This is a genomic window from Streptomyces sp. iso_384, assembly GCF_056172905.1.
Genome location: NZ_JBWBTT010000001.1, coordinates 7,325,658 through 7,344,162, shown reverse-complemented (window position 1 = coordinate 7,344,162; position 18,505 = coordinate 7,325,658). Strand labels below are relative to the sequence as shown.

Sequence of the window (18,505 nt, the reverse complement as noted above, 5' to 3'; positions counted from 1 at the left end):
TCACGCGGGCAGGGCGTGCAGCTTCTTGCCGTGCAGGGCGAAGACGTGCTTGCCGTCGGTGGCCACCAGCCACGCGTGGAAGTCGCCGGACTTGTCGTTGAACGTCCAGCGCAGGGCGCCGGTCTTCGCGTCGAAGGCGTGGACGCCGCCCTGCTTGTCGAGGTCGGTGGCGCCGTAGAGAACGCCGCCCGCCTTCACGAACTGCCGCGGCACCTGCGCGCCCGAGTCCTTGAGCGCCGTGGACTGCCAGACCTTCTTCCCGGTGCCCGGCTGGAGGGCCCACAGCGTGCGGCCGCTGTCCGCGATGTACAGCACGTCCTCCACGAGGCTCGGCTCGCGGAACGTGGTGAACTTCTCGGTCTCCACCGACCACTTCTCGGACCCGTCGGACAGGGCGAACGCCTGGATCCGCCGGCCCTGCGGGACGATCACCAGATCCTGGTGGACGACGAAGGGCCCGTAGCTCGTCTTCGTCGTCTTCTGCGTCCACACCTGCCGGCCGGTGGCGGTGTCGCGGACCGTGAGGTTCTTCTTGAAGTCGGTGTAGACGAGATAGCGGCCCTGCACGGCGGCGTGCACGCCGTTCTGCTGGGTGCCGAGGTCGCGCTGTTCCTTCCAGACGACCTTGCCGGTGCCGCTGTTCAGCGCGGCGATCACATTGGTGTGGGACGAGCTGTCGGGTTCGAGGATCTCGGCGATGACGTACACCTGGTCCGCGTCCACCGCGACCGGCCTCGGCTGCCGGTACTCCTTGCCCAGGTGGCTGCGCCAGGCCTCCTTGCCGGACCCCGGTACGTAGCCGATGACGTTGCCGTCGTACTTGCCGCTGGCCAGGTACAGGGTGCCGTCGCCGAGCAGCAGCGGTGCACCGGGGACCGCACCGCCCGGCAGCGACCACCGCTCCTCGCCGCTCGTCGCGTCGAAGGCGGCGAGCGGATCGCCGCTCGCGATCACCACGCCGTCCACGGTCACCAGTTCGTCGTTGTCGCCGTAGGTCTGCGCCGAGGTCGCCCTCGTCCACAGCGGTGCGGGGGCCTCCCCGTCCTTCGGCGCCTTGCCCTCCTCGGGGGAATCGCCGCGCGGCGGCGGCGTGCTGCCATCGCCGCCGGTCGCGAGCTCGTCCTCGCAGCCGGTCAGGCCGGCTCCGAGCGCCGCCACCGTGACCCCGACTCCGGCCAGTCGCAGTATTCGCCGTCGTGAAGGCCTGCCGGCCTTCGTGCCGTGTCCCGCGGTTCCCTTGAACATGTCGCCGTACCCCCGGTGGAGTCATCAAAGTGTGTGCAACTGCGATGCCAGACGTTAGCGGGCGTGCCGCGGCACAGGCCGGGGCAGGTCATGACCGGAACAACTCCGTGAAGGAACCGGAACATTTACTCATCGGAACCCGACCGGCTGCCGGTCACCGCGGACCGGACGGACCCAGCAGCTCCAGCTCCGTCGCCAGATTGTGCCGCGCCCGCGCCTCCCACTCCGCGGCACCGTACGGCGTACGGAACAGCCGGGGCAGGTCCAGGAGTTGCCGCAGCACCGCCGCCCGGCCCGCCCGGAACGCCTCGTCGGGCACGAAACCGTACTCCTCGCGGACCTGGGCCGCGTAGGCCCCGTACGCCTGCGGGCCGCCCGCCAGGACCGCGAGGTCCGCGTCGCACAGCACCTCGCCGTTGCGGTCGCCGTCCGCCGGGTCGTGCGTGACGGTGAGGCGAACGAGCCGGGCCACCTCCGCCACCGCCGCGTCCGGCACCCCCGCCTCGGGCAGCGCGCGCTCGGCGAGGGCGGCGCTGCGCTCCTCGTTCTCGCTGCGGTCGGGCCGGTACACCGCGTCGTGGAACCAGGCGGCGAGGCGTACCGCGTGCACATCGTCGGCGTGCCCGGCCAGGGCGTCGATGCCGTCCAGGACGGCGATCAGGTGGGCGGTCGTGTGATAGCGGCGCTGCGGTTCGGCCCAGCGGGCGAGGAGGTTCTCGGCGTACGGGAGCGGATCGGGCCCGTCCGCCCCGGCACGCGCCGCCAGCAGCGTGTCGTGCCAGCGGCGCCGGAGGCCGGCGTCGTCCCGGGACGCGGTGTCGCCGGGGCCGGCGTCGTCCGGGGAGGCGGCTGCGTGGGGCGGGCGGGGGCTCTCCGTCATGGGGGCGACTCTAGACGCCCTCCGGGGCGGGTGGGGCGCCCCCGTACCGGCCCTGCGCCCGTCCCCGTTCCGTCCTCCGGACCGCCCCTTGTCGCTCCGGCCGAACGGTCATTACCGTGCGCCCGTGATGATGGATCTCAACGCGGACCTCGGTGAGGGCTTCGGCAACTGGACCCTGACCGACGACGACGCGCTCCTCGCCTGTGTCACGAGCGCCAACGTGGCCTGCGGCTTCCACGCGGGCGACGCCTCCGTGATGCGGCGGGTCTGCGACGCTGCGGCGGCCGGCGGGGTACGGATCGGGGCGCAGGTCTCCTACCGGGACCTGGCCGGGTTCGGGCGCCGGTCGATGGATGTGCCGGCCGCCGAGCTGACCGCCGAGATCGCCTACCAGATAGGCGCGTTGCGGGTCTTCGCGGAGTCCGCCGGGTCCGTCGTCTCCTACGTCAAGCCGCACGGCGCGCTCTACAACCGGGCCGTCTGGGACGACGAGCAGGCGGCCGCGGTCGTCGCGGGCGTACGGCTCGCGGGCGGCGATCTGGCGGTGCTCGGGCTGCCCGGATCCCGGCTGCTCGCCCACGCGGCCGACGCCGGACTGCCCGCCGTGGAGGAGGCCTTCGCCGACCGCGCGTACACCCCGCAGGGCACCCTCGTACCGCGCGGTGAACCGGGTGCGGTGGTGCACGACGCGGACGACGTCGTACGACGGAGCGTCGGCATGGCCGTCGAGCGGGCCGTGACCGGGGCGGACGGCAGCCGGATACCCGTCGCGGCGCGCTCGCTCTGCGTCCACGGCGACACCCCGGGCGCGGCGGCCCTCGCCCGCCGGATACGGGCCGCGCTGGAGGAAGCGGGCGTCGCGGTACGGGCGTTCGTGTGACCGGCCCGGCCGGTACGGGAGGCGTACGCGTCCTGCCCGCCGGGCCGCACGCGCTGCTCGTCGAGCTGGCCGACGGCGAGCAGGCCGAGGCCTTCCACGCCGAAGTGCTCCGCCGCCGCGAGCACGGTGAACTCCCCGCCGTACGCGAGATCGTCCCGGCCGCCCGGACCGTCCTGCTCGACGGGATCGAGGAGCGTACGCCCGGAGCGCGGGACCGGCTCGCCCGGGAGCTGGTCTCCTGGCGGATACCGCCGCCGCGCCGCGCGGGCCGCGACGCGGTGGAGATCCCCGTCGTCTACGACGGCCCCGACCTGGACGAGGTCGCCGCGCTCTGGGGCGTCCCGGCCGCCGAGGTGGCCGCCGTGCACTCCCGTACCGCGTTCCGGGTGGCGTTCTGCGGGTTCGCCCCCGGGTTCGGCTATCTCACCGGGCTGCCCGAGCCGTTGCACGTGCCCCGGCGCACGAGTCCGCGCACCCGGGTCCCGGCCGGGGCGGTGGCCCTCGCCGGGCCCTACACCGGGGTGTACCCGCGCCCCTCGCCCGGCGGCTGGCGGATCATCGGGCGGATGCCGGACCCGGGCGAGCTGTGGAACCCGGGCCGGGAACGGGCGGCGCTGCTGGAGCCGGGTACGCCGGTGCGGTTCGTGGCGGTGGGGGAGGGCGCCGGTGGTGCGGTGCCGAGTCCTCGGGCGGCGGGCTCATGATGCCGTCCGTCGGTTCCGGTGCGTCCCACGCCACCGCCGGCCCGCCCGTCGGCTCCCGTCTGCGCGTCGTCCGGGCCGGGGCGTTGACCACCGTGCAGGACGCGGGCCGGCCCGGCTGGGCGCACCTCGGGGTCGGGCGGGCCGGGTTCCTGGACGCGCCCGCCGCCCGACTGGCCAACCGGCTGCTGGGCAACCCGCCCGACGCCGCCGTCCTGGAGACCACGCTCACCGGGTGCGCGGTCCGCCCGGACCGGACGGTCGTGGCCGTCGTCGGCGGGGCGGGCTGCCGGGTGACGGTCGACGGGCGGCCGGTGGCGTGGGGCGCGCCGGTACGGATACCCGCGGGCGCGGTGCTGGACGCGGGCCCCGCCACGTACGGCCTGCGCGGCTATCTGGCGTTCGCCGGCGGCCTGGTGCCGGAAGCGGTGCTGGGCAGCCGTTCGGCGGACCTCCTCTCGGGGCTCGGGCCCGCCCCGCTGAGTGAGGGCGACGAACTCCCGCTGGGCGAACCGGCGTCGGGCGCTCGGCTGCCGCCCGCCGGGCCCGTTCCCTGGCCGGGCGCCCCCGCCGAGCTGGTGCTCCCGGTCCACTCCGGGCCCCGGCACGACTGGTTCACCGAGGCCACGCTCCGTACGCTCCTCACCGCCGCCTACCGGGTCTCGCCGCACAGCAACCGCATCGGGCTGCGGACGGAGGGCCCGGCGCTGGAACGGTCCCGTACGGGCGAACTGCCCAGCGAGGGCATGGTGCTGGGCGCGATCCAGGTGCCGCCGGACGGCCGGCCCGTCGTCTTCCTCAACGACCATCCGACGACCGGCGGTTACCCGGTCGTCGGCGTCGTCCCCGAACGGTCCCTCGCCGCGGCGGCGCAGGCGGTGCCGGGAACCCGGCTGCGTTTCGTACGCGCGTGAGCGCGGCGGGACCGAGGGGCCCCGCCGCGCCCGGACGTCGTGTCCCGGGCCTCACACGCCCTTGAAGGTGCGCAGCCGCAGGGAGTTGCCGACCACGAAGACGGACGAGAACGCCATCGCGGCTCCGGCGATCATCGGGTTGAGGAGTCCGGCGGCGGCCAGCGGAAGGGCGGCGACGTTGTAGGCGAAGGCCCAGAAGAGGTTGGTGCGGATGGTGGAGAGGGTGCGGCGGGAGAGGCGGATCGCGTCGGCGGCGGCGTTGAGGTCGCCGCGGACCAGGGTGAGGTCGCCCGCCTCGATGGCGGCGTCGGTGCCCGTGCCCATCGCGAGGCCCAGGTCGGCCTGGGCGAGGGCGGCGGCGTCGTTGACCCCGTCCCCGACCATCGCGACCGAACGGCCCTCCGCCTGAAGGCGCTTGACCACATCGACCTTGTCCTGCGGCATGACCTCCGCGTACACCTCGTCGATGCCGACCTCGGCGGCCACCGACTCCGCCACGGCCCGGTTGTCACCGGTGAGGAGGATCGGGGTCAGGCCGAGGTCACGGAGCCGGCGGACGGCCTCGGCGCTGGTGTCCTTCACCGCGTCGGCGACCTCCAGCACCGCGCGCGCCTCCCCGTCCCAGGCGACGGTGATCGCCGTACGCCCGGCGGCCTCGGCGGCCTTCTTCGCCTCGGCGAGAGGAGCGGGGAGACGGATCTCCCACTCGGCCAGCAACTGTTCGCGCCCGACGAGGACGGCGTGGCCCTCGACGACGCCCTGGACGCCGAGTCCGGGGATGTTCTGGAAGTCCTCGGGGGTGGGCAGCGGGCCGGTGGCGTCGGCCGCGGCGGTGGCGACGGCCTGGGCGATGGGGTGTTCGGAGGCGTTCTCCAGCGCGCCTGCCAGGCGCAGGACTTCGGCCTCGGTGGTGGTGTCGGTGGTGTGGGTGGTCTGGAGGGTCATGCGGCCGGTGGTGACGGTGCCGGTCTTGTCGAGGACGATGGTGTCGGCGCGGCGGGTGGTTTCCAGGACTTCGGGGCCTTTGATGAGGATGCCGAGTTGGGCGCCGCGGCCGGTGCCGACCATGAGGGCGGTGGGGGTGGCGAGGCCGAGGGCGCAGGGGCAGGCGATGATGAGGACGGCGACGGCCGCGGTGAAGGCGGCGGTGAGTCCGGCGTCGTTGCCGAGCCAGAAGCCGAGGGTGGCGAGGGCGAGGGCGATGACGATGGGGACGAAGACGGCGGAGATGCGGTCGGCGAGGCGTTGGGCTGATGCCTTTCCGTTCTGGGCGTCTTCGACGAGGCGGGCCATGCGGGCGAGTTGGGTGTCGGCTCCGACGCGGGTGGCTTCGACGACGAGGCGTCCGCCGGCGTTGAGGGTGGCTCCGGTGACGGTGTCGCCGGCCGAGACCTCGACGGGTACGGACTCGCCGGTGAGCATCGAGGCGTCCACGGCGGAGGAGCCCTCGACGACGGTTCCGTCCGTCGCGATCTTCTCCCCGGGGCGGACCAGGAAGCGGTCCCCGACCTGCAACGCGGCGGTCGGGATCGTCGTCTCGACGCCGTCGCGCAGGACCGTGACCTCCTTCGCGCCCAGCTCCATCAGCGCCTTCAGCGCCGCCCCGGCCTTCCGCTTCGAACGTGCCTCGAAGTAGCGCCCGGCGAGGATGAACGCCGTCACCCCGGCCGCGGCCTCCAGATAGATGTTCCCGGCGCCGTCGCTGCGGGCGATGGTCAGCTCGAAGGGGTGCGTCATCCCGACCATGCCCGCGGTCCCGAAGAACAGCGCCCACAACGACCACAGGAACGCGGCCGACGTGCCGACGGAGATCAGCGTGTCCATCGTCGCCGCACCGTGCTTCGCGTTGGTCCAGGCGGCACGGTGGAACGGCCAGGCGGCGTAGGTGACGACCGGTGCGGCCAGGGTCAGCGAGAGCCACTGCCAGTAGTCGAACTGGAGCGCCGGGACCATCGCCATCGCGATCACCGGGACGGACAGGAGGACGGCGGTGACCAGGCGCTGGCGCAGGGTGGTGAGCCCGTCGTCCTCCGCGCTCTGTGCCGCCGAACCCGCCGTGCCGGCCGCGCCCGCCGTCTCCGTACCGTTGCTCCCGGGGGAAGCGGGCGGTGCGGGTGGCGCGGGTGGCCGGGCGGTGTAGCCGGTGGCCTCGACGGTCGCGATCAGGTCGTCGACGGACACATCGGCGCCCAGGTAGGTGACCTTCGCCTTCTCGGTGGCGTAGTTCACGGTGGCCTCGACGCCGTCCATCCGGTTGAGCTTCTTCTCGATACGGGCGGCACACGAGGCGCAGGTCATCCCGCCGATCGCGAGCTCGACCGCGGTGGTGCCGGCCTCGGAGCCGGCGGTGGTACCGGCGGTGGTGGCGGAGTGCGCGGACACGGGGTCCTCCCTGAAGCCGTCTGGATACCCCTAGGGGGTATCTCTTTCTCTCCTCATGTATACCCCCCACCCCTATGAAGTGCAAGGTGTGGCGGGAGAGGTTGCGGAGGGAGTGCCGACGGCGCGGGTCACTCGTCTGCGGGGCCGGCTCGCGCGCCGCCGCGGTCGTGCGTTGAGATGGAGGGCTGGGCTGTCCGTCTACCGACCCGTAGGCTGGCCATTGGACTAGACCTATAGCTGTGTATCGGAGGAATGGGGACCCATGAGCAACCGTGCAGTCCTGGAGGTGATCGCTCTCGACGCGGAGGACGCGGTCGCTGCCCAGGCCGGTGGTGCAGACCGCCTCGAACTGGTCACCGACATGGCCGCCGACGGTCTGACACCGTCACGGGAGACCTTCACGGCGATCAGGTCCGCCGTGGACATCCCGCTGCGCGTGATGCTCAGGGTGGCGGACGGCTTCGCCGCCGGTGACATCGATGTACTGATCGGCAAGGCCCGCGAGATGCGGGAGGCGGGGGCCGACGAGTTCGTGCTCGGCTTCCTCGACGAGGAGGGCCACCCCGACCTCGTCGCCGTCGAACGGCTCGTCGCCGAGCTGGACGGCTGCCGGTGGACGTTCCACCGGGCGATCGACCGGGCCGCCGACCGCGACGCCCTGCGCAAGCAGCTCGCGGACCTGCCCGGGCTCGACACGTTCCTCACGGCGGGTTCGGCGGCCGGGGTGGACGCGGGCATTCCGACGCTCCTGGCCGAGGCGGCCCGTACCGGCGAGCCCGGATACGAGGCGCAGGTCCTGGTCGGCGGCGGGCTCCACCTGCACCACCTGCCGCAGCTGCTGGCCGCCGGGATCGACGCCTTCCACATCGGCGGCGCGGCCCGGCCCCGGGGCTGGTCGGCGCCGGTGGACGCGGCAGCGGTACGGGAGTGGCGCGAGGCGCTGGACGCCTGAGGCCCGCCCGGGGAGCCGGGGGCGGGACCGGAAGTCCCGCTCCCCCTCACGGTCCTACGCCGCCAACGCCTCCGGCAACGGGGCCGCGTGCAGCACGGTCAGCCCCGACACCGCACGGGTCAGCGCCACGTACAGCCGCCGCAGCCCGGTCCGCTCGTCCGGTTCGCCGTCGACCACGGCCGCCGGTTCGTCGAGCACCACGTAGTCGTACTCCAGGCCCTTGGCCAGCGACGCGGGCACCAGCGTCAGCCGGGACGCGGCGGTGGTCTCCTCACCGGGGGAGAGATACGCGTGGCCCGCCGCCGTCAGGGCCGCGCCCAGCCCCGGGATCCGGGCGTCGGCGGCGATCAGCCCGATCGACCCCTCGTGGCCGAGCGACTCCTCGCAGGCGGCGACGACGGCCGCGTCCAGCTCCTTGGCCGACGCCACCTCCCGTACGGACAGGGAGCCCGGCGACTCCCGCACCGACTCCACCGCCGCAAGCCCCGGCGAGATCGCGGGCAGCAGCCGGGAGGCGTACGCGATGACCTCGCGCGGCACACGGAAACCGGCCGTCAGCTCCTCCACCACCGCGTCAGCCTTGCCCAGGTGGAACAGCGCCTCGCCCCAGCTCTCCGTGGACCACGGCGTCGTCCCCTGCGCGAGGTCGCCGAGGACGGTGGCCGAACCGGTCGAGCAGCGCCGCCCCACCGCCCGGTACTGCATGGGGGACAGGTCCTGCGCCTCGTCGAGCACGACATGGCCGAGCGAGTGCGTCCGGGCGATCAGATCGCTCGCCTCGTCGATCAGCACGGCGTCCGCCGCCGACCACTTCGCGGACTTCACACTGCGGGCGGGCTTCGCCCACAGCAGCCGCTTCTGCTCGTCCTCGCTCAGCAGGCCTTCCGCGTGCGCGGCCAGGAACTCCGCGTCGGAGAGCAGCCGCAGCACCAGCTTCGCCGGGTCCACGGCGGGCCAGACCGCCTTGACGGCCGCCTTCACGGCGGGGTTGCGGGCCACGGCGTTCTGCACCCGGTCGTCGGGCGCCTCCCCGGCCTCCTCCATCCGTACGAGGACGGCGTGCGCGATCCGCTGCGGCAGCGCCTCGTGCGCCGCCCCGTACCGCATGTCGCGGGCCAGCAGCTCGTCGACCATCTCCTGGATCTCGTACACCGGCACCCGCCAGCGCCGGGAGCCGCGCACCACGACGACGGGCTCGGCGGGGGCGGTCACATGGGAGCGGACGGCCCGCCGCAGCACCTCGGCCATCCGGGCGTCGCCCTTGACGACGGCAGTGGCCGCCTCGTCCTCGCCCCGGACCTCGACGCCGGTGCGCACCAGATCGTCGACGGTGGCCTGCCTCACCTCCAGCTCGCCGAGCGCGGGCAGGACCTGCTCGATGTAGTGCAGGAAAGAACGGTTCGGCCCGATGACGAGGGTGCCGGTGCGGGCGAGCCGGTCGCGGTGCGCGTAGAGCAGGAACGCGACCCGGTGCAGGCCGACGGCGGTCTTCCCGGTGCCGGGCCCGCCCTGCACGCAGACGGTGCCGCCGAGGCCGCTGCGGACGATCTCGTCCTGCTCGGGCTGGATGGTGGCGACGATGTCGCGCATCGGGCCGACGCGCGGCCGCTCGATCTCCGCCTGGAGGAGCCGGCTGGTGTGTTCGGCCCCGGGGCCGTCCTCGGCGGGATCGGTGAGGTGCTCGTCCTCGTACGCGGTCAGCTCGCCGGCCGTGTAGCCGAAGCGGCGGCGGAGTCCGACGTCCTGCGGGTTCTTCCGGGACGCCTGGTAGTACGGCTGGGAGACCGGCGCACGCCAGTCGATGACCATCGGGTCGCCGGCGGCGTCGTGGACATGGCGGCGGCCGATGTAGAACCGCTCGCCGTCCGCGCCCTCGGCCGGCTCGCCGCCGACGGCGTGCAGATAGTCGAGACGGCCGAAGAACAGCGGGGTGTGCGAGAGATCGGCGAGCGCCTTGATGCGGTCGTCGATCTGGGACTGGAGCACTTCGGCGTTGACCCAGTTCGCGGTGACATCACGGATGTCGAGGGCCTGGACGTCCTCGCGCATCCCGCGCAGTGCGGCGCGGGACGCGGCGAGATGGGCGCGTTCGTGCGCCAGCGGGTCGACGGGGTCCGGGGGGTCGGTCGGGTCGGGGGTGGAATCGCTTTCTGCTACGTGCGCGGGCACGGTGATGCCTCCGGCTCTTCAACGCAGGACGGCGGACCGCGCGCCGGCACCGGCTGAGGCCGGAGCAGGGCGGTCCGCTCGGAAGGTCGCTTCGCGTGGTTGTCGGCCGGTTTCCGTCCGGCCGGCGGCGCTCCCCCGGCTGCCGGCAGCGAAAGGCCGGTACCACGGTTCGGGAGGCGGGCAGACCGGCGATTGTAGCCACAGGGCGGGGCTCGGTCGAAACGGAATACGGGCTCCGCCGGAGGCGGCGGTCCAAGGGATACCCGTAGGGGACGCCGGGCCCCGGCATGGCACCGCAGACCTACGCGCCCGCTCACCGGGTTCCGTCTGCGGGCCGACGCGCCCGAACGGGTGACGGGAGCACCATGGATACATGAGCACAGCCACCCTGAACCCCCGCACGACCGGCCCCGCGCACGGCGCGACCGCGGCGACCGGTGACCACCGACCCCACCGCGTCGGCGACGCGCTGCGCGCCGTGAAGGTCTTCGTGACCACGGCGTTCGGCGTCGTCGTCCTGGGGGAGTACGCGGAAGAGGCGGGCGTCGTCGGCCGCGGCCGCTGAACGCCCGCCCCTTCCGGAGGCGTCAGTTGCCCGCGAGCAGCTCGTCCGCGTCGACGATGCGGTACGCGTACCCCTGCTCGGCCAGGAACCGCTGGCGGTGCGCCGCGAAGTCCTGGTCGATGGTGTCCCGGGCGACGACCGAGTAGAACCGGGCCTCGTGCCCGTCGGCCTTCGGCCGCAGGACGCGGCCCAGTCGCTGCGCCTCCTCCTGGCGTGACCCGAAGGTTCCGGAGACCTGGATGGCCACGGTGGCCTCCGGCAGGTCGATGGAGAAGTTGGCGACCTTGGAGACGACGAGGACGCTGATCTCGCCCTGGCGGAACGCCTCGAAGAGCTTCTCGCGCTGGGCGTTGCTGGTCTCGCCCTTGATGACGGGCGCGTCCAGGTGTTCCCCCAGCTCGTCGAGCTGGTCGATGTACTGCCCGATGACGAGGGTCTGCTCGCCCTGGTGCTTGCGTACCAGCGCCTCGGTGACCTTCCGCTTGGTGGCCGTGGTCGCGCAGAACCGGTACTTCTCTTCCGTCTCGGCGGTCGCGTACGCGAGCCGCTCGGAGTCGGTGAGGTTGACCCGTACCTCCACGCAGTCGGCGGGCGCGATGTAGCCCTGCGCCTCGATCTCCTTCCACGGGGCGTCGAACCGCTTCGGGCCGATGAGCGAGAACACATCCGACTCCCGCCCGTCCTCCCGCACCAGGGTCGCGGTGAGACCCAGCCGCCGCCGGGCCTGGAGGTCGGCGGTGAACTTGAAGACGGGCGCGGGCAGCAGATGCACCTCGTCGTAGACGACGAGCCCCCAGTCGCGGGAGTCGAAGAGCTCCAGGTGCGGGTAGACGCCCTTACGCCGGGTGGTCAGCACCTGGTAGGTGGCGATGGTGACCGGCCGGATCTCCTTGCGGGTCCCGCTGTACTCGCCGATCTCGTCCTCGGTCAGCGAGGTCCGCTTCACCAGCTCGTGCTTCCACTGCCGGGCGGAGACGGTGTTGGTCACGAGGATCAGCGTGGTCGCCTTGGCCTCGGCCATGGCGCCGGCCCCCACCAGCGTCTTCCCGGCCCCGCAGGGCAGCACCACGACCCCCGACCCACCGTGCCAGAAGCCCTCCACGGCCTGCTTCTGGTACGGCCGCAGCGCCCAGCCGTCCTCGGCCAGCTCGATCGGATGGGCCTCGCCGTCGACGTAACCGGCAAGGTCCTCCGCGGGCCACCCCAGCTTGAGCAGGGTCTGCTTGACCTGCCCGCGCTCGGAGGGGTGCACGGCCACGGTGTCCGGGTCGATCCGGGCCCCGACCAGCGGCTGGACCTTCTTCGACCGGAGGATCTCCTCCAGCACGGGCCGGTCGGTGCTGGTGAGCACGAGCCCGTGCACCGGGTGCTTGGACAGGGTGAGCCGCCCGTACCGCGCCATCGTCTCGGCGATGTCGACCAGGAGCGCGTGCGGCACGGGGTAGCGGGAGTACTCGACCAGGGCGTCGACGACCTGCTCGGCGTCGTGCCCGGCGGCACGGGCGTTCCACAGCCCGAGCGGGGTGACCCGGTACGTGTGGATGTGCTCGGGCGCACGCTCCAGCTCCGCGAACGGCGCGATGGCACGACGGCAGGCGTCCGCCTGGTCGTGGTCGACCTCGAGGAGCAGCGTCTTGTCACTCTGGACGATGAGGGGTCCGGTCACGCGCTTCGGCCCTTTCTGCGGGGTACGGCCACGGCTGCGGCCAAACGTCCAGTGTGCCGCATCGCGGGGCGGGGCGGGGCGGGGTGGGCGTGCGCGCAGGGGCCCGCCCCACGGACTGCGGCCGGTCAGCCGATCACGTGTCGGGCTGCGACGCCCGGACGATCCCCGGTCACGTCGACTCCGGCGGGTGCTCCTCGACGGCGGCCAGCAGCTTCCGCAGGGTCGCGTCGAATGCGTGCGCCTCGTCCTCGGTGAGCAGGGAGAGGAGGCGGTTCTCGTTCGCGGCGTGCTCGGTGACGGCCGCGTCGACGAGCACGATCCCCTCGGGCGTGAGGCAGATCCGGAGGCTGCGGCGATCCTCCGGGTCGGCGCGCCTGGTGACGAGGCCGCGCGCCTCCAGGCGATCGACGCGCTTGGTCATCCCCGCGCGGGTGATCAGGAGGATCTCCGCGAGCTGCGAGGGCGGCATCTCGTGCGGCGCGCCCGTACGGCGAAGGCTGGCCAGGACGTCGAACTCCCCGCGGTCCAGGCCGTGGGCGGCGAAGACCGCGTCCACACGGCGACTGCCGGCGATGTGGAGTCGGGCGAAGCGCGCCAGCGTGGCCATCGCGGTGAAGTCGAGATCGGGGCGCTCCCGTTCCCAGTGGGCGACGGCGACGTCGGCGAAGTCGGGGCGGATGTCGGAACTGTCGGCCATACCGCTATGGTACCGGACTCGTTATTCGGTATATGGTCAACTGGTTAATCAAATGAGGAAGGTGCTCTGATGAAGCCCATCGCTGTGCGCTCCACGGCCGTTGTGCAGGCTCCCGCGGGGTTCGTGTGGGATTTCCTCCGCGTCTACGGCAATGACCTGGAGTGGCGGTCCGGTCTGGAGAGAATGACCCAGAGCCCGCCGGGCCCCGTGCGGGACGGAGCCCGGGTGGAGGAGACGCTTCGTGTGCTGGGCAGGGTCGTGGAGAGCCTGGTCGAGGTCTCGGACGTGCGTGAGGGGCACTCCTTCGCGTGGCGGGTCGTCGAGGGCGCGACCGCCGAGGGCAGCCGCTCGGTGACCGCGACCGGCGAGGACACGTGCCGGGTGGAGATAGTCAAGCGCGTGACCCTGACCGGGAGCGATCGCCTCCTGCGCCCCCTGATCGCCGCCGTGGTCTCGCGCACCGAACGGGGGGATCTCCGACGGGTTCAGGAGATGCTGGAACAGGCTTGGCGGAGCCGCTGAGTTCACAGCCGGACAGCGGGTGTGCGCGGGGGCGGCGCATCGGCGGCGGGGTCTGGTTCGCCGTGGACCGGGGGAGCGAGAGCGGCGGCGACGACGCCAAGTCACCGACGACCGTGGGGACCCCGAGCGCGTCCGGGGCCGACGGGAGCACCGGGGAGAGCCCGGAGGCGACGGACCCGACGACGGGCCCGGACGTTGAGCCGTCCGCCTCGCCGCCCGCACGCTCGGACAACCCGCTCGTGCCTCAGCCCACCGGCACCGGGCTCCAGGCGGTGTGGAAAATGCCGGACTCCACGATGCTCGGGCTCGGCGAGGCGCACACCGACGAGCCCGCGAGGATCAACGCGATCCTCAGCATTCGCGACGGGTTGCAGTGCAAGGGCCGCTGGCAGGAGGACGAGAGCGGTGACTTCCTGGAGACGGCTCTGCTGTGCGAGGAGAACGGCGTCCGGGGCAAGAGCAAGGACCGGGTCGGCTACCTGCGGCAGAACGGCGGCACGTTGACCGTCACCTGGAAGAAGGGCGCCACGGGGGCGGACACCTTCGAGCGGTTCTCGGACACGGCTCCCGCCTGACGGCCGTACCGGCCCGGGGCCCGGGGCCGCCGAGGCCTCAGGTCCCGCGCCGCTGCGGCCCGAAGCGCACGGGGACGCCGGGGGAGTACAGCACGCTGACCGGATCGCCGACCGGCGCGGGCAGCCCTCCGGCGGCCACCAGGTCCTCGTCGCACTCGGCCAGCTCCGCCCGGTGCAGGGGCCACCGGGGATGGACGTTGGGCAGATGGACGGTCCGCCCGAAGAACGAGCTGTGCAGGGCCCAGCGGGCGGTCAGGAAGTGCTCCAGGGGGGTGGGTTCGTCGATCACGTCCCCCGTGCGCAGCACGATCCTGCTCCGCGCACCGCGTGGACCGGGCCACCGCCGGGTGCTCGTGTACGTGAGGGTGTCGCCGGAGCGCGCGATGTCCATCCGGGACCACACGTACGGCAGCCGGAACGCGGTCCGCGCCACGGTGACCGGAATCAGGCGCGAGGCGTCGAGGGACCGGAAGACGACGCCGCGCCGACCGCGTTCGTCCACCGAGTACAGCCGGACGTTGGTCTCGGGGAACGTACCCAGGTACGGAATCCCCGGCAGCCCGAGCCCGCTCACCCGGTGCATCCGGAACGCCACGAGCCCCACGTAGGTCGCCCCGTCGAAGGTGTCCGGCACGGTGCCGCGCGGCAACAGCGGTGCCACGTACGCCGGATCGACGGCCCAGTGCAGGAACGCCAGATCCAGCCAGGACTGCGTGAGCAGCGGAGGCATCGGCGCGGCGGGCGGGATGGGCGACACGGGTTCGGGGGTCATCGGCCCGGGTGTCACGGTCTCCGGCGGCACCCGCTTCGGCTCGGGGACGTGGTCGGCGAAGGACATGCCCGCAGCATCGCAGACGGCCCCCACCCGGCTGTCAGGACTTCCCGTCCTCCGCCAGTTCCGCCACCCCCGTGATCCGGTGCAGCGGGTAGGTGCGGACCTCGTCGGCCGTGTGGTCGTACGCCGTGACGAAGCCGCCCTCCACGCGGACCGGGGCGATGACGCGCTGGCTGGCCGCGCCGTCCGCGTTGACGTAGCCGATCCAGACCGTGGAGCCCGTCATCGCCGCGGCCTGGACCGTGGCCAGGGTCTCGGCGGGGGTGGTGCGGGGGAGGGAGCCGGAGGGGGCATGCGAGGAAGGGGCATCCGCCGGTTCCTTGCGGACCGCCGTGGCGGCCGTGTCGCCCGCGCGGATCGCCCGGACCGCCGCGCCGAGCAGCGTGTCGTCCGGGACCGGCGGGCCCTCGGGGACCGGGACCGGAGGTGTGCGGGGCGGGGTGCGGCGGGCGGTCGGAGAGTTCTCCAGGGGCGAGGGTTCCACACGTACGGCAACCGGAACGCGGGCCGCGCCACGAGGAACCGGGACCGGTCGCGAGGCGTCGAGCGACCGTAAATCCACCCCGCGCCGATCGTGCCCGGCCATCATCCACATGCCTGATAGAACTGGTGTCCAAGGAGAAACCATCTCGACGCGTACCACGGGGGCAGCAACGATGGGATTCGACGAGGAATGGGCCCAACTGCGCGGCGAGGCGGCCGCACGCCAAGACGACCGCATGCGCCTCAATCAACTGGCCCCGGCAAGCGGCGGGGGCGGCGGGTCCGACTTCGGTACGGACTCGGCGCAGAAGAAGGCGGCTTCCGGCAAGCTGGCCGGCGAGATCAGGACCCAGACCGAGAACGCGGGAAAGAAGAGCGACGAGGAGACGGCCGTCGCGATCACCGCCTTCGCGGGCTGGGACACGGCGGCGGGGCTGAAGACGGCCGAGGAGACCTGGAACAAGCAGGTCAAGAACCTGCTGGGCCGCCTGGCCACGGAGTCCCACAACCTGGGCGTCGCGCGGAGTATGTACCTCGGGAGTGAGCTCGAGGCGTACGCGGAATTCCAGCTACTGAAGAGGCAACTCCCTTTCAACGGCGCGTACGGCTGGCAGGAGCGGTAGGACATGGGGCTCACGTACAAGAAGATCATGACGACCAGCTACGGCAAGCTCACCGCTGCTGCCAAGGCCTGGGACGACATGGCCGCCGAATTCAAGAAGGCGGAGTCGGCCTACGCGGCCGCCACCGGGCCACTCGCGAGCGGCAACAACTGGCAGGGCGAAGGCCAGCGCAGTGCCTACACGAACTTCGCGGGCACGCAGTACGAGTACGCGGCGGCCCGGACGCAGGCGAAGGCCATCGCGAGTCTGCTGCGGGACGCGCACGGACAGTTCACCGAGCTGAAGCAGCGACTCGAGTCGCTGGTGGCGGACGCCCGAAAGGACAAGATGGCCGTCGATGATGAGGGAAACGTCCGCCCCGCTCTGAGTGACAAAGAACGCTTCAGGTACGTCCACGACCCCGACGGCCAAGCGGCGCTAGCGCAGTACGACAAGGCGGCGAACAGCTGGGCCGGGCAGATCAAGAAGTACGTCACGGCGTTCGAGGACGCCGACGCCGGTGTGAAGCTGGCCCTCCAGGCTGCCGTGAAGGACAGCAACAAGGATGCCGTCACGGGTCAGGACGCCACACGCAACGGCTTCAACGCGGGTGCCAAGAGCGACATCGAGCAGTACGAGCTGGAGTATGTCAGGGACGTGTCCACCCGGCTCAACAACGGCCAGGACGTCTCGAACGCCGACGTTGAGGGATTCGCGCGCATCGTGCGTGACAACAACAACCCGGCCTTCGCCCACCGCACGGAGTTCAGTCGCGACTTCGTCTCCGGCCTGGGCGCCGAGGGCACGATCAAGCTCGCCAACACGCTGAACAACGTCGCGCATTCCGGTGACGCCGGCCGTAGGGGTCTGTACGGCGAGACGAACAAGCTGCTGGCGAACACCCTGTCCACCGCGACGCAGATGGTCTTCGTCGAAGGGAAGAGGAACCCTGCGTACGGCACCAAGGAGTACCAGGATGCGTTCGCGAAGTGGTCGAAGACCGAGGACGCGAAGTTCTACAACGACTTCATGACCGACCTGAAGAAGACGGGCCTCGACAGGTTCGAGCTTGATGTCGCGGCCGAAAAGGCCCCCCTGACGCGGGGCCAGGACCAGGAGATCCGCGGCTACCAGGGACTGGCCACCCTCATGCAGCAGGGCAGCGGCTACTCGCCGCAGTTCCTAGGCGACCTCACGGACCAGATGATCGAGGCCGAGACGAAGGACCAGGATGTCTGGGACCTCTACGGCCGGTTCGAGGGCAAGAACGACGGCTGGTTCGCCAACGACCCCGTCGACGGCGCGCTGGAGATCATGAGCCGCGACCCCGAGACGGTGACCGGTTACCTCGACCCGGCGGCGGACGGCGACAAGAATCGCCTGGAGTACCTGCTGACGAAGCGCGACTGGGACATCGCCAACACCGTGGACTGGCGCGGCAACCTCGAGATCCCCGGCAAGGACACATTCGACAAGGACATCCGGGCCGGACTGGGCCTCGCCCTCGAAGCTGCCACCACGGGGCGCCCGCCGGGCTCGCCGGGCGAGGAGCTCGGCCGCCACACCGAGGCCGAGGCTCGCATCATGCACGACACGATCAACCTGCTCGACTACGGCGACGCCGAGGGCAAGGAGGGCAAGGCGGACCGCATCGGCAAGGCCGACGAAGTGCTCAAGAAGGAGGAGTACGCCAACATGCGGGATCCGCTGGCCAACGCGCTGCTCACCTACACGCAGGACACGGGGGACATCCTGGCGGGCAACGGCACCGGTGGCCGGGTGGGGAGGGACGACGAGTACGCTCACGGAGACGATTCGAGGATCCAGAACAGCCAGACCAGCGTTCTGCGCTTCATGCGAGGAATCTCCGACGTCCCTGAGGGCGAAGAGCCCGAGAACTTCGTCAAGCTGTATCAGGGGCAACTCGGCTACATGGCGGAGCAGCTCGCGTCCGACACGTACGCCGACGGCGACGCGATCACTCCTCGTGCGGCGAAGATCGGCGAGGTCTTCGGCAGCATGACCGCGCTCGGCGGAGACCTCCGCATCGGGCAGCTGGAGCAGGCGAACTCGGATGCCGCCGACAAGAGGTTCTACGGCTACCACGTCGGAGGCGGTCTGATCACCGGGATCCCCGTGATCGGCGATATCGCGCAGCGCTCGGTCGACATCGGAGCCAACCAGTGGCTCACCGCGGTCACGAATGAGAACGGAATGGTGGCGCGGGAAGACCGGTCGACACGAAACGCCGTAGCCATGGACGCACTCGATGCCTTCTTCGACAACTGGCACCAGGAGCAGCCGGGCGCAGCGTCCAATGCCGTGACGGAGGTCGCCAAGAGCGAGGCCCAGCAGAGCTATGCCGCTGGCCGCGGCATCACCATCGACGCGCTCAAGCCGAAGGTCTAGAACAGGAATCCGGCCCGGAAGCAGGATC

Annotated in this window: 16 protein-coding genes and 1 pseudogene; 9 read left to right on the top strand and 8 right to left on the bottom strand. The window is 72.0% G+C overall.

Translation table 11 applies throughout. From position 1 onward, the window contains the following. Together AC0VY3_RS33000 and AC0VY3_RS32995 are read right to left on the bottom strand one after the other, a co-directional pair. The gene (locus AC0VY3_RS33000; protein ID WP_475551275.1) at positions 1–1,245 is read right to left on the bottom strand and encodes a PQQ-binding-like beta-propeller repeat protein; all 1,245 of its coding nucleotides are present in this window, start codon (positions 1,243–1,245) and stop codon (positions 1–3) included. Between the two features lie 154 nt (positions 1,246–1,399). Beyond that, positions 1,400–2,125 (bottom strand): HD domain-containing protein, encoded by a 726-nt coding sequence (locus tag AC0VY3_RS32995; protein WP_475551274.1) that lies wholly within the window; start codon positions 2,123–2,125, stop codon positions 1,400–1,402. Between the two features lie 130 nt (positions 2,126–2,255). Between AC0VY3_RS32995 and AC0VY3_RS32990 the strand changes: the two genes are divergently transcribed. Genes AC0VY3_RS32990 through AC0VY3_RS32980 form a run of 3 tightly spaced genes read left to right on the top strand, consistent with a single transcriptional unit; the run spans position 2,256 to position 4,620 of the window. Beyond that, entirely contained in the window at positions 2,256–3,005 is a 750-nt protein-coding gene (locus AC0VY3_RS32990; protein WP_103510505.1) for a LamB/YcsF family protein, read from the top strand. Further along, the gene (locus AC0VY3_RS32985; protein ID WP_103510467.1) at positions 3,002–3,709 is read left to right on the top strand and encodes a 5-oxoprolinase subunit B family protein; all 708 of its coding nucleotides are present in this window, start codon (positions 3,002–3,004) and stop codon (positions 3,707–3,709) included. Before AC0VY3_RS32990 ends, AC0VY3_RS32985 begins: the two co-directional genes overlap by 4 nt. Then, on the top strand, positions 3,709–4,620 hold the full coding sequence (locus tag AC0VY3_RS32980) for a 5-oxoprolinase subunit C family protein (protein WP_103510504.1): 912 nt from the start codon (positions 3,709–3,711) through the stop codon (positions 4,618–4,620). The genes AC0VY3_RS32985 and AC0VY3_RS32980 overlap by 1 nt, the downstream gene beginning before the upstream one ends. 51 nt (positions 4,621–4,671) lie before the next feature. Here AC0VY3_RS32980 and AC0VY3_RS32975 read toward each other — a convergent pair whose 3' ends face one another. Continuing rightward, positions 4,672–7,002 carry a heavy metal translocating P-type ATPase gene (locus tag AC0VY3_RS32975; RefSeq protein WP_475551273.1) on the bottom strand — a complete coding sequence of 777 codons (2,331 nt, stop codon included), beginning with the start codon at positions 7,000–7,002 and terminating at the stop codon, positions 4,672–4,674. A gap of 262 nt (positions 7,003–7,264) precedes the next feature. On the opposite strand from AC0VY3_RS32975, the gene AC0VY3_RS32970 reads away from it, so the two are divergent. Next, on the top strand, positions 7,265–7,954 hold the full coding sequence (locus tag AC0VY3_RS32970; RefSeq protein ID WP_103508863.1) for a copper homeostasis protein CutC: 690 nt from the start codon (positions 7,265–7,267) through the stop codon (positions 7,952–7,954). Positions 7,955–8,008: 54 nt separating this feature from the next. Here AC0VY3_RS32970 and AC0VY3_RS32965 read toward each other — a convergent pair whose 3' ends face one another. Then, the gene (locus AC0VY3_RS32965; protein WP_475551272.1) at positions 8,009–10,123 is read right to left on the bottom strand and encodes a HelD family protein; all 2,115 of its coding nucleotides are present in this window, start codon (positions 10,121–10,123) and stop codon (positions 8,009–8,011) included. Positions 10,124–10,496: 373 nt separating this feature from the next. Here AC0VY3_RS32965 and AC0VY3_RS32960 point away from each other — a divergent pair, with 373 nt between their 5' ends. Further along, positions 10,497–10,688: a hypothetical protein gene (locus tag AC0VY3_RS32960; protein ID WP_086780261.1), complete on the top strand. Its 192-nt coding sequence runs from the start codon at positions 10,497–10,499 to the stop codon at positions 10,686–10,688. Positions 10,689–10,710: 22 nt separating this feature from the next. Here AC0VY3_RS32960 and AC0VY3_RS32955 read toward each other — a convergent pair whose 3' ends face one another. Both AC0VY3_RS32955 and AC0VY3_RS32950 read right to left on the bottom strand, forming a co-directional pair. Then, on the bottom strand, positions 10,711–12,354 hold the full coding sequence (locus AC0VY3_RS32955) for a DNA repair helicase XPB (protein ID WP_103508861.1): 1,644 nt from the start codon (positions 12,352–12,354) through the stop codon (positions 10,711–10,713). Between the two features lie 169 nt (positions 12,355–12,523). After that, positions 12,524–13,051 (bottom strand): MarR family winged helix-turn-helix transcriptional regulator, encoded by a 528-nt coding sequence (locus AC0VY3_RS32950; RefSeq protein ID WP_103508860.1) that lies wholly within the window; start codon positions 13,049–13,051, stop codon positions 12,524–12,526. Positions 13,052–13,120: 69 nt separating this feature from the next. Here AC0VY3_RS32950 and AC0VY3_RS32945 point away from each other — a divergent pair, with 69 nt between their 5' ends. Further along, positions 13,121–13,573, top strand: coding sequence for an SRPBCC family protein (locus AC0VY3_RS32945; protein WP_258047131.1), 453 nt, complete (start codon positions 13,121–13,123; stop codon positions 13,571–13,573). Then, positions 13,558–14,148 carry a hypothetical protein gene (locus AC0VY3_RS32940; protein WP_258047130.1) on the top strand — a complete coding sequence of 197 codons (591 nt, stop codon included), beginning with the start codon at positions 13,558–13,560 and terminating at the stop codon, positions 14,146–14,148. Before AC0VY3_RS32945 ends, AC0VY3_RS32940 begins: the two co-directional genes overlap by 16 nt. A gap of 37 nt (positions 14,149–14,185) precedes the next feature. Here AC0VY3_RS32940 and AC0VY3_RS32935 read toward each other — a convergent pair whose 3' ends face one another. Continuing rightward, positions 14,186–14,878, bottom strand: a complete 693-nt coding sequence (locus tag AC0VY3_RS32935) for a YqjF family protein (protein ID WP_103508865.1) — start codon at positions 14,876–14,878, stop codon at positions 14,186–14,188. Between the two features lie 142 nt (positions 14,879–15,020). Continuing rightward, a pseudogene (locus AC0VY3_RS32930) lies at positions 15,021–15,437 on the bottom strand (WYL domain-containing protein); the annotation flags it as partial. Positions 15,438–15,639: 202 nt separating this feature from the next. Between AC0VY3_RS32930 and AC0VY3_RS32925 the strand changes: the two are divergent. After that, positions 15,640–16,089 (top strand): hypothetical protein, encoded by a 450-nt coding sequence (locus tag AC0VY3_RS32925; RefSeq protein WP_475551271.1) that lies wholly within the window; start codon positions 15,640–15,642, stop codon positions 16,087–16,089. Positions 16,090–16,092: 3 nt separating this feature from the next. Continuing rightward, positions 16,093–18,477, top strand: coding sequence for a hypothetical protein (locus AC0VY3_RS32920; RefSeq protein WP_475551270.1), 2,385 nt, complete (start codon positions 16,093–16,095; stop codon positions 18,475–18,477). Positions 18,478–18,505 lie beyond the last annotated feature (28 nt).